14 protein-coding genes and 1 pseudogene are annotated in these 14504 nt (G+C 49.3%); 9 read left to right on the top strand and 6 right to left on the bottom strand.

Annotated features, from left to right (window positions below):
* Window positions 1–30: 30 nt before the first annotated feature.
* The 5 genes from ssuB to ssuE are packed head-to-tail and all read right to left on the bottom strand — an operon-like array spanning window position 31 to window position 4267.
* Window positions 31–798, bottom strand: a complete 768-nt coding sequence (gene ssuB, locus OQV04_RS01765; RefSeq protein ID WP_001090506.1) for an aliphatic sulfonates ABC transporter ATP-binding protein — start codon at window positions 796–798, stop codon at window positions 31–33.
* Window positions 795–1586 carry an aliphatic sulfonate ABC transporter permease SsuC gene (gene ssuC, locus OQV04_RS01760; protein WP_000235189.1) on the bottom strand — a complete coding sequence of 264 codons (792 nt, stop codon included), beginning with the start codon at window positions 1584–1586 and terminating at the stop codon, window positions 795–797. Before ssuC ends, ssuB begins: the two co-directional genes overlap by 4 nt.
* Window positions 1587–1597: 11 nt before the next feature.
* A complete protein-coding gene (gene ssuD / locus OQV04_RS01755; RefSeq protein ID WP_032280651.1) occupies window positions 1598–2743 on the bottom strand; it encodes an FMNH2-dependent alkanesulfonate monooxygenase in 1146 nt (381 codons plus the stop codon).
* Complete coding sequence (gene ssuA, locus OQV04_RS01750; protein WP_332641590.1) at window positions 2740–3699, bottom strand: aliphatic sulfonate ABC transporter substrate-binding protein SsuA; 960 nt, start codon at window positions 3697–3699, stop codon at window positions 2740–2742. The genes ssuD and ssuA overlap by 4 nt, the downstream gene beginning before the upstream one ends.
* The gene (ssuE, locus tag OQV04_RS01745) at window positions 3692–4267 is read right to left on the bottom strand and encodes an NADPH-dependent FMN reductase (protein ID WP_001263920.1); all 576 of its coding nucleotides are present in this window, start codon (window positions 4265–4267) and stop codon (window positions 3692–3694) included. The genes ssuA and ssuE overlap by 8 nt, the downstream gene beginning before the upstream one ends.
* Window positions 4268–4622: 355 nt before the next feature.
* On the opposite strand from ssuE, the gene OQV04_RS01740 reads away from it, so the two are divergent.
* From OQV04_RS01740 to zapC, 9 genes and pseudogenes are all read left to right on the top strand, one after another.
* On the top strand, window positions 4623–5162 hold the full coding sequence (locus OQV04_RS01740; RefSeq protein ID WP_000750296.1) for a fimbrial protein: 540 nt from the start codon (window positions 4623–4625) through the stop codon (window positions 5160–5162).
* Between the two features lie 82 nt (window positions 5163–5244).
* Window positions 5245–5946, top strand: a complete 702-nt coding sequence (locus tag OQV04_RS01735; RefSeq protein ID WP_000845152.1) for a fimbrial biogenesis chaperone — start codon at window positions 5245–5247, stop codon at window positions 5944–5946.
* 24 nt (window positions 5947–5970) lie between these two features.
* Window positions 5971–8569 (top strand): annotated as a pseudogene (locus OQV04_RS01730) (fimbrial biogenesis usher protein).
* A complete protein-coding gene (locus tag OQV04_RS01725; protein WP_032280654.1) occupies window positions 8560–9630 on the top strand; it encodes a fimbrial protein in 1071 nt (356 codons plus the stop codon). Before OQV04_RS01730 ends, OQV04_RS01725 begins: the two are co-directional and overlap by 10 nt.
* Before the next feature lie 11 nt (window positions 9631–9641).
* Window positions 9642–10184: a fimbrial protein gene (locus tag OQV04_RS01720; RefSeq protein WP_077757361.1), complete on the top strand. Its 543-nt coding sequence runs from the start codon at window positions 9642–9644 to the stop codon at window positions 10182–10184.
* Between the two features lie 7 nt (window positions 10185–10191).
* Window positions 10192–10659 (top strand): fimbrial protein, encoded by a 468-nt coding sequence (locus OQV04_RS01715; RefSeq protein ID WP_099145295.1) that lies wholly within the window; start codon window positions 10192–10194, stop codon window positions 10657–10659.
* Between the two features lie 13 nt (window positions 10660–10672).
* On the top strand, window positions 10673–11410 hold the full coding sequence (locus tag OQV04_RS01710) for a fimbrial chaperone (protein ID WP_160438344.1): 738 nt from the start codon (window positions 10673–10675) through the stop codon (window positions 11408–11410).
* Window positions 11411–11520: 110 nt separating this feature from the next.
* Complete coding sequence (gene pyrD / locus OQV04_RS01705; protein ID WP_001312721.1) at window positions 11521–12531, top strand: quinone-dependent dihydroorotate dehydrogenase; 1011 nt, start codon at window positions 11521–11523, stop codon at window positions 12529–12531.
* A 173-nt stretch (window positions 12532–12704) separates the two neighbouring features.
* The gene (gene zapC / locus OQV04_RS01700) at window positions 12705–13247 is read left to right on the top strand and encodes a cell division protein ZapC (protein ID WP_001295353.1); all 543 of its coding nucleotides are present in this window, start codon (window positions 12705–12707) and stop codon (window positions 13245–13247) included.
* On the opposite strand, the gene ycbX is transcribed toward zapC, so the two are convergent.
* Window positions 13244–14353 (bottom strand): 6-N-hydroxylaminopurine resistance protein YcbX, encoded by a 1110-nt coding sequence (ycbX, locus tag OQV04_RS01695; protein WP_032280661.1) that lies wholly within the window; start codon window positions 14351–14353, stop codon window positions 13244–13246. The genes zapC and ycbX overlap by 4 nt on opposite strands.
* Window positions 14354–14504 lie beyond the last annotated feature (151 nt).

The raw sequence follows: 14504 nt of genomic DNA, 5'->3' as shown, positions 1-14504 counted from the left end.
TGGCGGCAATAGCGCCGCCATTCGGGGATTTTACCCCTGTTTTCTCAGGCGAGTTTCAGACTCACCACGCTGCATTACCCGTTGCAACACTTCCGCTTCCAGCTCCGCTAATCGCACCGACCCTAATCGACGCGGACGAGGGATATCCACTGTCAAATCCAGACCAATTTTTCCCTCTTCAATTAATAACACCCGGTCAGCCATTGCTACCGCTTCGCTCACATCATGCGTCACCAACAGTACGGTAAAGCCGTGCTCCTGCCAAAGTGACACAATCAAATCCTGCATCTCGAGTCGCGTTAAGGCATCCAGCGCCCCGAGCGGTTCATCAAGCAACAATAAACCCGGTCGATGAATCAACGCTCTTGCCAGCGCCACTCGCTGTTTCTGCCCGCCTGAAAGTGCGGCAGGCCATTCCCCGGCGCGATTCTCCAGTCCTACCGCAGCCAACGCCCGACGCGCGGCATCGCGCCACTGGCCTTTAAGGCCTAACCCAACGTTATCAATCACCGATTTCCACGGTAGCAGACGCGCATCCTGAAACATCATTCGCGTGTCTTCCTGAATTTCAGCCAGCGGTGTGGTGCCCGCTAACACATCGCCAGCGGTTGGCGTTTCCAGACCTGCCAGCAGGCGCAGCAGGGTACTTTTGCCACCACCGCTGCGGCCCACCACCGCCACAAACTGACCTGCCGGAATATGTAAATCCAGTTGGTTCAGGACGATATTTTCCGCGTAATGTTTGCTTACTGCATTGAGCAACAATGGCGTGCCCTGGTTCAGACGAGCAGTATTCATACCGTGGCCTCCTTCAAATGATAAGCCGGGTTCCAGCGCAACCAGAGGCGCTCTAACAGCTGCGCGCTGACGTCAGCCAGTTTGCCGAGCAGGGCGTAAAGAATAATGGCGACCACCACCACGTCCGTTTGCAAAAACTCCCGCGCATTCATCGCCAGATAACCAATGCCTGAATTGGCAGAAATGGTTTCGGCAACAATCAGCGTCAGCCACATCAGGCCCAACGCAAAACGCACGCCGACCATAATTGAGGGCAGGGCACCAGGCAGGATCACATGGATAAACAGCGGTATGCCGGATAATCCATAGCTACGCGCCATTTCCACCAACCCGCGATCGATATTACGGATGCCATGCCAGGTGTTGATATAAATGGGGAATAGCGTACCGAGCGCCACCAGAAAGATTTTTGCGGATTCATCAATGCCAAACCACAAAATCACCAGCGGGATCAGCGCCAGATGCGGCACGTTGCGCAACATCTGAATTGAGGTATCCAGCAGTCGCTCACCCCAGCGTGACAGCCCGCTAATCAGTCCCAAAATCAACCCCAGCGATCCGCCAATTGAAAAGCCAATCAGCGCCCGCCAGGAGCTGATCGCCAGATGCTGCCACAATTCGCCGCTGGCTGAGAGCGTCCAGAACGCCATCACCACCCCTTCCGGTGAGGGCAAAATACGCGTCGACAACCAGCCAACCGAGGAGGCCAGTTGCCACACCGCCACGATGCCCACCGGTAAAAACCAGGGGGCAACGCGCAATAACCACTTCTTCACTGGCGTTGCCATTATCTTCTTCCTTAGCTTTGCGCGACTCTGCGAGGGATAAAATCATTCGCCACCGCTTCGCCTTGCGGATTCAGCGGCTGCGGCTGGGGAATTTCCGGAATGGCGACATCCAGATGTGGGAACAGCAACTCGCCGACCCGATACGCTTCTTCCAGATGCGGATAGCCCGAAAGCATAAAGCTGTCGATGCCAAGCGCGGCATATTCGTTGATTCGCGCAGCGACCGTAGGACCATCGCCCACCAGCGCCGTCCCGGCACCGCCGCGCACTAAGCCAACGCCCGCCCATAAATTGGGGCTGATCTCCAGATTGTCGCGCTTGCCGTTATGTAGCGCTGCCATTCGCTGTTGCCCCACGGAATCCGTGCGGGCGAATGCGGCTTGTGCTTTGGCGATAGTCTCATCATCAAGATGCGAGATTAACCGCTCGGCGGCCTGCCACGCTTCGTCGTTAGTTTCACGAACAATCACATGCAGACGAATGCCGAAACGAATTTTGCGTCCATGCGCGGCAGCTTTCGCCCGCACTTGTTCGATTTTCTCTTTAACCAGTTCTGGCGGTTCGCCCCAGGTGAGGTAGAGATCAACTTGTTCTGCCGCCAGCTCCTGGGCGACGTCTGACGATCCGCCAAAGTAAAGCGGAGGATACGGCTGTTGAATCGGCGGGAAGAGCAGTTTGGCTCCCCGCACATGAATATGTTTACCGTTGAAATCGACGGTTTCCCCCAGCAATAAGCGCCGCCAGACCTGGGTAAATTCCGCCGAGGCTTCGTAGCGCTCACTATGATCAAGGAACACGCCGTCGCCTGCCAGTTCTTGTGGATCGCTGCCTGTGACCAGGTTAAACAACGCACGTCCATTTGAGAGACGGTCAAGCGTGGCGGCCTGGCGGGCGGCAACGGTAGGTGAGGTTACGCTGGGACGCAGGGCGACAAGAAACTTCAGCCTCTGCGTCACCGGGATCATCGATGCGGCAACCAGCCACGCATCTTCGCAGGAGCGCCCCGTTGGGATCAGCACACCGGTATAGCCAAGACGATCCGCCGCTTGCGCAATTTGTTGCAGATAACCGTGATCAACCGGGCGTGAACCTTCTTCCGTTCCCAGATAATGCCCGTCACCATGGGTCGGTAAAAACCAGAACATATTCAGACTCATAATTGTTTTCCTTCCAGTTGAGTGGGCTGCCAGATGCGTTGGCGAATATCGACTTTTTTCGGCACCAGACGGTTTTCATAAAACAGATCTGCCGTTTGCTGCTGTAAGGCGGCAACCTCGGCGTTAACCGGTTTGATGGTGGTAGGTGGGCGATGATCTAAGTAAGAGGCAATCACCGGTGCCGGTAAGCCCATCGTTTTTGCCAGTAAAGCGATGCTTTGCTCGCGCTGGCTGCGGGTTAACGCATCGGCCTCACTAAAGGTTGCCAGTACACACTGAATAAAAGCGCCGTTTTTTTCTGCATAGGGGCGAGCTGCCAGATAAAACGCTCCGGTTTGATTGAGATCGGTGCCGTCTTTCAACACCCGCACGCCGCCCTGTAATAATGCAGCGGAGTAGTAGGGATCCCAGATAGCCCAGGCGTCAACGTTACCTTGCTGGAACGCGGCGCGGGCATCAGCTGGCGTCAGATAAGTAGGCTGGATGTCAGTAAACTTAAGTCCGGCCTGGCGTAGTGCGCGCAGTAAAAGATTGTGTGAACTGGAACCTTTCTGGAACGCAACTTTGTGGCCTTTAAGATCGGCTACGGTTTTGATCGGGCTGTTTTCTGCCACCAGAATCACCTCGGCTTTTGGCTTTGGCGGCTCGACGCCCACATATACCAAATCAGCCCCGGCAGCCTGGGCAAAGATTGGCGGAATATCCCCGGTACTGCCGAGATCAATACTGCCAACGTTTAACGCCTCAAGCATTTGCGGGCCAGCGGGGAACTCCACCCACGAGATTTTTGTTTGCGGATAGCGTTTTTCCAGCATTTGGTAATTTTTCGCCAGCACCGAACTGATGTTGCTTTTCTGATAGCCAATCCTTAACGCCTCTGGCGAAGACTCTGCGGCAACCGCGAGTGTAGAGACGCTAAGTAAACCCGCTAGCGCCAGTTTAATGATCTTACGCATGGGCATTACCTCGCAGAGAATGAAGATCAGGAACCTGAACATCGCGGCGGTGCAATGCCTGCCAGAAAGTTTCTAGCGCGGTATCAAGACGGGTTTGTAAATTCGGCGTGAACTGGGGTTTGTGATGGTAATCAATTACTTGTGAGTCATCGGCAAACACGCCGTGCAGGATCTCCTGGGCTTTCAGCGCACTTAAAACTGGCTTAAGGGCATAATCGACCGCCAGCAGATGGGCCACCGTACCGCCCGTCGCCAGCGGTAGCACCACTTTGCCTTGCAACGCACGTTCTGGCAGCAGGTCGAGCAGGGTTTTCAGCGCACCGGAATAGGCGGCTTTATACACAGGCGTGGCGACAATCAGCCCGTCAGCCTGTTGCAACTGTTCGGTGAAGGTATTGAGTGCCGGACTATCGAAACGAGCATAAAGCAGATCTTCCGCGGCGAAGTTTTGCAGATTCCAGTGATAAACCTCTACATCCAGGCCATTTAGTTTTTCCCGCGCATATTCCAGCAAGGAGCTGGAGCGAGAAGGAAAGCGAGGACTACCCGCCAGGGTGATGACACGCATACTCTCTCCTTATAACCAATTGTTCTTGTTTTGTTAACATTGATAACAATTCGCTCAGTCTGTCGGAGAGACAAGAAAATGCCAAATATAAATTTTGTGTATCTTTTTCTGAAAATAAACTAAAGAAAGGGCTTTATATATCACGCATATTTATTTATTGGATAGTCATTAGATGTTGAATCAATGAATTACTCGTTCAGGTAATATTTAAATATTCATGAAATCTATAAATTAAAGATTTGTCACTTATTGGATTTAGTATGCTTGATTTAAATGGCGGACAATTATTGTTATTATTAAGTCTAATGTCATTTAAAGGCATTATCATATTTACGAAGAGATCAGGATGATAACGATGAAAAAAAGTGTATTGACGGCGTTTATAACTGTGGTATGTGCAACGTCCAGTGTTATGGCAGCTGATGATAATGCTATCACGGATGGTTCAGTAACATTTAATGGTAAAGTTATTGCTCCAGCTTGTACCCTGGTCGCTGCGACGAAAGATTCCGTGGTGACTTTGCCAGATGTTAGTGCCACGAAGTTGCAAACCAATGGTCAGGTTTCTGGCGTGCAAACTGATGTGCCAATTGAATTAAAAGATTGTGATACTACCGTAACAAAAAATGCAACGTTCACCTTTAATGGCACTGCGGATACTACTCAGATTACAGCGTTTGCTAACCAGGCCTCATCTGATGCTGCTACAAACGTGGCCCTGCAAATGTATATGAATGATGGTACAACGGCCATCACGCCAGACACAGAAACCGGGAACATTTTGTTGCAGGATGGAGATCAGACGTTGACTTTTAAAGTTGATTATATCGCTACGGGGAAAGCGACTTCAGGTAATGTGAATGCGGTAACAAATTTCCATATTAACTATTATTAATAGAACTCATTAATTGTTTTGTTAATTAGTACCCCTCCAGTGTTCTGGAGGGGATATTCATATTTTTTAAGAGTGACTATTTATGAAAACTTGCATAACAAAGGGAATTGTGACCGTAAGTTTAACGGCAATATTACTCAGCTGCTCATCCGCATGGGCGGCAGGTAAAGGCGGGATTGGACTTGCAGCAACACGTCTTGTTTATTCAGAAGGTGAAGAGCAAATTTCACTGGGTGTACGTAACACCAGTCCGGATGTTCCTTATCTGATTCAGTCATGGGTGATGACCCCAGATAATAAAAAATCAGCAGACTTTATTATTACACCACCGCTATTTGTGCTGAATCCGGCTAATGAGAATCTGTTACGCATTATGTACATTGGTGCGCCGTTGGCGAAAGACAGAGAAACTCTTTTCTTCACTAGCGTACGGGCAGTCCCTTCAACAACGAAGCGGGAAGAAGGCAATACCCTGAAGATTGCCACACAAAGCGTCATCAAACTTTTCTGGCGACCAAAAGGTTTAGCGTATCCCTTAGGCGAGGCTCCGGCGAAACTGCGTTGCACTTCGTCAGCTGACATGGTTACGGTCAGTAACCCAACACCTTATTTCATTACCCTGACAGACCTGAAAATAGGTGGAAAGGTAGTTAAAAATCAAATGATTTCCCCCTTTGATAAATACCAATTCTCTCTGCCAAAGGGTGCCAAAAATAGCAGCGTAACGTATCGAACCATCAATGACTACGGGGCGGAAACGCCGCAACTCAACTGTAAATCGTAATTCGTCTTCAGTTAAGAGAGCGAGATGTATAGAACTCACCGACAACACAGCCTGTTAAGCTCTGGTGGCGTGCCATCGTTTATTGGTGGGCTGGTGGTGTTTGTGTCGGCAGCGTTCAATGCACAAGCTGAAACCTGGTTCGATCCAGCCTTTTTCAAAGATGATCCCTCAATGGTGGCCGATTTGTCTCGTTTCGAAAAAGGACAAAAAATAACGCCAGGGGTTTATCGTGTCGATATTGTTCTGAATCAGACAATTGTAGATACGCGCAACGTCAATTTTGTTGAGATAACGCCAGAGAAGGGGATTGCCGCCTGTTTGACGACTGAAAGCCTGGATGCAATGGGCGTGAATACTGATGCATTTCCGGCTTTTAAACAACTGGACAAACAAGCGTGTGCGCTATTGGCGGAGATTATTCCGGATGCCAGCGTAACTTTTAATGTGAATAAACTCCGTCTGGAAATATAGGGGCAAATCCACCATCAAAAGTAATGCTCGTGGTTATGTCCCCCCTGAACGTTGGGATGAAGGGATCAACGCGCTATTACTGGGATATTCATTTAGCGGGGCTAACAGTATTCATAGCAGCGCAGACAGTGATTCTGGCGACAGTTATTTTCTGAATTTAAACAGTGGCGTTAATTTAGGCCCATGGAGATTGCGCAACAATTCAACATGGAGTCGTAGTAGTGGCCAAACCGCAGAATGGAAGAATCTCAGCAGCTATTTGCAACGGGCGGTTATTCCTCTGAAAGGCGAACTGACCGTAGGTGATGATTATACTGCAGGCGATTTTTTCGATAGTGTCAGCTTTCGTGGTGTGCAGCTGGCGTCAGATGACAACATGCTGCCAGACAGCCTGAAAGGGTTTGCGCCTGTGGTGCGTGGTATCGCCAAAAGCAATGCCCAGATAACGATTAAGCAAAATGGTTACACCATTTATCAAACTTATGTATCGCCTGGTGCTTTTGAAATTAGTGATCTCTATTCCACGTCGTCGAGCGGTGATTTGTTAGTTGAAATCAAAGAAGCGGACGGCAGCGTCAATAGCTACAGCGTACCCTTTTCCAGCGTGCCATTACTCCAGCGTCAGGGGCGAATCAAATACGCGGTGACACTGGCGAAATACAGAACCAATAGTAATGAACAGCAGGAGAGCAAATTTGCCCAGGCCACGTTGCAGTGGGGCGGACCGTGGGGAACGACCTGGTATGGTGGTGGACAATATGCTGAATATTACCGTGCCGCCATGTTTGGTCTGGGATTTAACCTCGGCGATTTCGGAGCAATTTCGTTCGATGTGACCCAGGCGAAGAGTACGCTGGCAGACCAAAGCGAACATAAAGGTCAGTCATATCGTTTTCTGTATGCCAAAACGCTCAACCAATTGGGCACTAATTTTCAATTGATGGGCTATCGCTATTCGACGTCGGGTTTCTACACCCTTTCCGACACTATGTATAAACATATGGATGGCTACGAATTTAATGACGGTGATGATGAAGATACGCCGATGTGGTCGCGTTATTACAATTTGTTTTACACCAAACGTGGCAAACTGCAGGTCAGTATCTCCCAGCAATTAGGCGAGTACGGTTCGTTTTATTTAAGTGGTAGCCAGCAAACTTACTGGCATACCGATCAACAGGATCGGCTATTACAGTTTGGCTATAACACGCAAATTAAAGATCTCTCGCTGGGGATCTCCTGGAACTACAGTAAGTCCCGTGGTCAACCTGATGCTGATCAGGTGTTTGCACTAGATTTTTCCCTGCCGCTCAATCTGTTGCTCCCCAGAAGTAATGATAGCTATACCAGGAAAAAAAATTACGCCTGGATGACCTCTAACACCAGTATCGATAACGAAGGGCACATTACACAAAACTTGGGTTTAACGGAGACACTACTCGATGATGGCAACCTGAGCTACAGCGTGCAACAGGGATATAACAGCGAGGGGAAAACGGTTAATGGTAGCGCCAGCATGGACTACAAAGGGGCGTTTGCAGATGCCCGAGTGGGCTACAACTACAGCGATAACGGCAGTCAACAACAACTGAACTACGCTCTTTCAGGCAGTTTAGTTGCCCATTCACAGGGCATTACCCTGGGGCAATCGCTGGGGGAAACTAACGTGCTGATTGCAGCACCAGGCGCAGAGAATACTCGTGTGGCGAACAGCACCGGGCTGAAAACTGACTGGCGCGGATATACCGTTGTTCCTTATGCCACTTCTTATCGTGAAAATCGAATCGCACTTGATGCGGCGTCGTTAAAACGTAACGTGGATCTTGAAAATGCAGTAGTCAACGTGGTTCCCACCAAAGGGGCGTTGGTTCTGGCGGAGTTCAATGCCCATGCGGGAGCAAGGGTATTAATGAAAACAACAAAGCAGGGTATACCGCTGCGTTTTGGCGCGATAGCGACGCTGGACGGCGTACAGGCTAATAGCGGCATAATTGATGATGATGGCTCGCTCTATATGGCGGGTTTACCGGCGAAGGGAACAATAACCGTACGCTGGGGCGAAGCTCCCGATCAAATTTGTCATATCAGTTACGAGCTTACCGAACAACAAATTAATTCTGCGATTACGCGAATGGATGCCATATGCAGATAATCTTTGGAGAAAAATGCGTGTCATTACTACGACTATTTTTTGCCGCCGTCTTATTGCTATGGTGCGCTCAAACCGCTGCTTATAGCGGGCAGTGTCATACCACTCAGGGGAATCCGTATATTGGCGTCAATTTTGGCGTTAAAACCCTGGAGGAAGAAGAAAATACGACTGGGGTAGTAAAAGACAAATTTTATCAGTGGAACGAATCGAATGATTATTATGTTTCCTGTGATTGCGATAAAGACAATGTCAGAAGTGGCCGATGGGCATTCGCCGCGGATTCACCGTTAGTCTATTTAGGCGACAACTGGTACAAAATTAATGACTATCTTGCCGCCAAAGTTTTATTGCAGGTTAAAGGCAGTTCTCCTACAGCGGTTCCTTTCGAAAACGTGGGCACAGGGGGGGATACCCGATGGCATATTTGTGACCCCGGCGGTCAACGTTTAGGCGGCCAGGGGGCTAGCGGTAATAGCGGTAGCTTTTCCCTGAAAATATTGCAGCCGTTCGTTGGTTCGGTCGTCATTCCTCCTATGGCGCTGGCGCGATTATTTGAATGCTACAACATACCCGCAGGTGATTCCTGCACGACTACAGGTACACCGGTTTTAGTGTATTACCTGTCTGGTACTATCAATTCACTTGGCTCATGTTCCGTCAATGCCGGAGAAACAATCGAGGTCGATCTGGGCGACGTATTTGCGGCTAACTTTCGTGTTGTAGGGCATAAGCCTCTTGGGGCCAGAACGGCAGAACTTGCAATTCCGGTCAGGTGTAACACGGGAAACGCGGGGTTAGTTAACGTCAACCTGAGTTTGACGGCAACCACAGACCCCAGCTATCCCCAGGCGATTAAGACGTCACGTCCAGGCGTGGGCGTGGTGGTGACCGATAGCCAGAACAACATTATTTCCCCTGCTGGTGGAACATTACCGCTCTCTATTCCTGATGATGCAGACAGTATCGCGCGAATGAATGTCTATCCAGTCAGCACGACAGGTGTACCACCAGAAACCGGACGATTTGAAGCCACGGCAACGGTGAGAATAAATTTTGATTAACGCGTGAACGTATGAAGAAAAAAACGATATTTCAGTGCGTTATCTTGTTCTTTAGCATTCTTAACATCCATGTCGGGATGGCTGGGCCTGAACAAGTTAGTATGCATATTTATGAGAATGTGGTCGATCAGGGCTGTGATGTCGCCACCAAAAGTGCATTACAAAATATTCATATTGGCGATTTTAATATCAGTGATTTTCAGGCCGCGAATACCGTAAGCACTGCTGCTGATTTGAATATCGATATCACCGGTTGTGCCGCTAGTATTACTGGCGCGGACGTCCTTTTTAGCGGCGAGGCTGACACCCTTGCACCGACACTGCTCAAACTAACTGACACAGGCGGAAGCGGTGGTATGGCAACAGGGATTGCCGTGCAAATTCTTGATGCGCAAAGTCAGCAAGAAATCCCGCTCAATCAGGTCCAGCCTCTTACGCCCTTAAAAGCCGGGGATAACACACTCAAATATCAACTTCGTTATAAGTCCACAAAGGCGGGAGCAACGGGCGGTAATGCGACGGCGGTTCTCTATTTTGATCTGGTTTACCAGTGAAGGAGTGATGTTGAAACGGATAATCTGGATTCTGTTCTTACTGGGATTAACGGGGGGCTGTGAGCTATTTGCCCATGATGGCACGGTCAACATTAGCGGATCGTTTCGCCATAATACATGCGTGCTGGCACAGGATAGCAAGCAAATCAATGTGCAGTTAGGCGATGTCTCGCTGACACGTTTTTCTCATGGGAATTATGGCCCGGAGAAATCTTTCATCATTAATTTGCAGGATTGCGGAACAGATGTCAGCACGGTTGACGTCACCTTTTCAGGAACCCCCGACGGAGTGCAGAGCGAAATGTTGTCCATTGAAAGTGGTACGGATGCAGCCAGCGGGCTGGCAATTGCGATTCTGGATGATGCGAAGATATTGATTCCGCTTAACCAGGCGAGTAAAGACTACAGCCTACATAGCGGTAAGGTGCCATTAACTTTTTATGCGCAATTGCGACCTGTCAATAGCGATGTGTAGTCTGGTAAAGTGAATGCCAGCGCGACATTTGTACTTCATTATGACTAATACGTGGAACAGATTGTCGCTCTTGATTTTCGCCGTTTTATCGCTGCTGGTGGCGGGTGAATTGCAGGCAGGAGTGGTGGTCGGCGGAACGCGATTTATCTTTCCGGCAGACAGAGAATCGATATCTATTTTACTGACTAATACCAGTCAGGAATCCTGGCTTATTAACAGTAAAATCAACCGCCCAACGCGTTGGGCCGGAGGTGAAGCGTCGACAGTGCCAGCACCATTACTGGCCGCTCCGCCACTTATTCTCCTGAAGCCCGGTACGACAGGCACGTTGCGCTTGCTGAGAACGGAAAGCGACATCTTGCCTGTGGATCGCGAAACGCTCTTTGAGTTAAGCATTGCCAGCGTGCCATCCGGCAAAGTTGAAAATCAGAGCGTAAAAGTGGCGATGCGCTCGGTATTTAAACTGTTCTGGCGACCCGAAGGTTTGCCGGGCGACCCGCTGGAAGCTTATCAACAATTACGCTGGACACGGAAGTCGCAGGGTGTACAACTCACTAACCCAACGCCTTATTACATTAACCTGATTCAGGTGAGCGTAAATGGTAAAGCGTTAAGTAATGTGGGAGTTGTGCCGCCTAAAAGCCAGCGTCAGACAAGCTGGTGTCAGGCAATAGCACCGTGTCATGTTGCCTGGCGGGCGATAAATGATTACGGCGGGTTGAGTGCAAAGAAGGAGCAAAATCTGCCCTGAAACAGGTTCGGAAAACGTTTGCGTTTTTTTTGCCGCAGGTCAATTCCCTTTTGGTCCGAACTCGCACATAATACGCCCCCGGTTTGCACACCGGGAATCCAGGAGAGTTCATGTACTACCCCTTCGTTCGTAAAGCCCTTTTCCAGCTCGATCCAGAGCGCGCTCATGAGTTTACTTTTCAGCAATTACGCCGCATTACCGGAACACCGTTTGAAGCACTGGTGCGGCAGAAAGTGCCTGCAAAACCTGTTAACTGCATGGGCCTGACGTTTAAAAATCCGCTTGGTCTGGCAGCCGGTCTTGACAAAGACGGGGAGTGCATTGATGCGTTAGGCGCGATGGGATTTGGATCGATCGAGATCGGTACCGTCACGCCACGTCCACAGCCAGGTAATGACAAGCCGCGTCTCTTTCGTCTGGTAGATGCCGAAGGTTTGATCAACCGTATGGGCTTTAATAATCTTGGCGTTGATAATCTCGTAGAGAACGTAAAAAAGGCCCATTATGACGGCGTCCTGGGTATTAACATCGGCAAAAATAAAGATACGCCAGTGGAGCATGGCAAAGATGACTATCTGATTTGTATGGAAAAAATCTATGCCTATGCGGGATATATCGCCATCAATATTTCATCGCCGAATACCCCAGGATTACGCACACTGCAATATGGTGAAGCGCTGGATGATCTCTTAACTGCGATTAAAAATAAGCAAAATGATTTGCAAGCGATGCACCATAAATATGTGCCGATCGCAGTGAAGATCGCGCCGGATCTTTCTGAAGAAGAATTGATCCAGGTTGCCGATAGTTTAGTTCGCCATAATATTGATGGCGTTATTGCAACCAATACCACACTCGATCGTTCTCTGGTTCAGGGAATGAAAAATTGCGATCAAACCGGTGGCTTAAGTGGTCGTCCGCTTCAGTTAAAAAGCACCGAAATTATTCGCCGCTTGTCACTGGAATTAAACGGTCGCTTACCGATCATCGGTGTTGGCGGCATCGACTCGGTTATCGCTGCGCGTGAAAAGATTGCTGCGGGTGCCTCACTGGTGCAAATTTATTCTGGTTTTATTTTTAAAGGTCCGCCGCTGATTAAAGAAATCGTTACCCATATCTAATTATTTCTTCGAATTCCTCTTTATAAGATAATCAGGGCTTTATTTTCAGCCCTGGTTGTTTTATATTCATCGCTGTTGCTTATTTAGACATTTTGTACTTTTATTGTTGAGGTTATTAAGCGAAGCGACAATGGATTGTGTTGCTGCGGTTTTATAGGGTAGGGGAGAGGCAGATGCGAATTAAACCAGACGATAACTGGCGTTGGTATTACGATGAAGAGCACGATCGTATGATGCTCGATTTAGCCAATGGTATGCTATTTCGCTCACGTTTTGCGCGCAAGATGTTGACTCCAGATGCCTTTTCTCCCGCAGGCTTTTGCGTTGACGACGCCGCGCTCTATTTCTCTTTTGAAGAAAAGTGCCGCGATTTTAATTTATCTAAAGAACAAAAAGCCGAACTGGTGCTGAATGCACTGGTAGCAATTCGCTATCTCAAACCGCAAATGCCGAAAAGCTGGCATTTTGTTTCCCATGGTGAAATGTGGGTGCCCATGCCGGGGGATGCGGCCTGCGTTTGGTTGAGCGACACTCACGAGCAAGTCAATTTGCTGGTCGTTGAATCTGGCGAGAATGCCGCGCTATGTCTGCTAGCCCAACCCTGCGTTGTTATTGCGGGTCGCGCGATGCAGTTGGGCGACGCCATTAAAATCATGAACGACAGGCTGAAACCGCAGGTTAATGTTGACAGCTTCAGCCTCGAACAGGCAGTCTAACGCGCCAACTTAAGTGCAGTCTTCGGTACACAGCTACAGCAAAGAATGGTGCCATCATCGCCCATTGCTGATTTTTTCAGCGGCGTGACTTCGCCTTCTAAAAGCTGAACACGGCAACTTCCACAAATGCCCGCGCGGCAAGAATAAGGGATACGAATTCCCTGATTTTCTAATTGCTCCAGCAACACTTGTTGGTTATTTCCACGAAATGCCTGTCCCTGCCAGTCAATATCTACATTTGCGTCCGGTTGTTGCGTGATGTTGGCGGTATCATCAGCGGCAGCTGCGCCGTAAATTTTTGCCGGAGCCGTTGCCAGAATTTCCACCTCATCGCCAACGCGAATCACGCCGCTATTACGGGCAATTAAATTCTGACCAAAATCGACATCGCCGTTATCCTGGGCAGTGCGGAAAGATTGCAATGTTTTTAATGGTTCGCCTGCCGGATGTTTTTGCCCTTTTTCTGGGCTGACGGTGGTGAAAATACAGCGGCTACAAGGTTTAACCACATCAAACACCACATCACCAATGCGAATCACTTTCCAGCGATCTTCTTCCCAGGCTGACGCGCCGGAAACCACCAGATTGGGGCGGAATTGCTCCATTTTTACACTGGCCGGACAACGTTGTTGGAGATCACGTAACGAGGCTTCGTTAGCAAGAAGGTAAGGATAGCCATCAGCAAATGACAGAGGTACAGTGTTGTGGCGTTTCACGCGCCGGGTCATTTGTGGCCCCACCCAGCGTAATTGCACTTCGCGGGAGAAAAATCCACTTAGCCATTTGTTGATCGCGTCTGGCGCAATTCGCGCGGTAAAATGTGTGCCCCAAACTTCGGTTGGTGCGTCTTGTGTGGCGAAATCAGCAAAACGAACATATGCGCTACTGCCATCTGGTGCGGTGAGATGCAAGCCATCATGCACAGGTGAAGGAGTAAACCGTACCATCTGGGGAAACTGGCGAGCGGTAATAAACGTACCATCAGGTTCCGTGATCATAAAGATGCGATCGAAGGCCAGACCACTGACATCTGCCAGGGTATGTGTAAGACCAATGCCGCGCATCGATTTAACAGGATGAATAAAAAGCCGGGTTAATGTCGCCACGGTGTGGTCCTCAAATGAAAATAAGCCCTCAACTTTATGACATGACGCGCTTATTAGCTATAATGCGCAACAATTTTCTTAGCGCCTGTCCCATTAGGCTATTTTATTTGTCAGTTTGGCCCTGGGTTGTGCTCGAAATCCTCACGTACTT

The organism is Escherichia sp. Lx600-2 (assembly GCF_036662595.1).
In the GTDB taxonomy this organism is placed as follows: Bacteria; Pseudomonadota; Gammaproteobacteria; order Enterobacterales; family Enterobacteriaceae; genus Escherichia; species Escherichia coli.
This window is presented reverse-complemented; position numbering and strand designations above follow the sequence as displayed.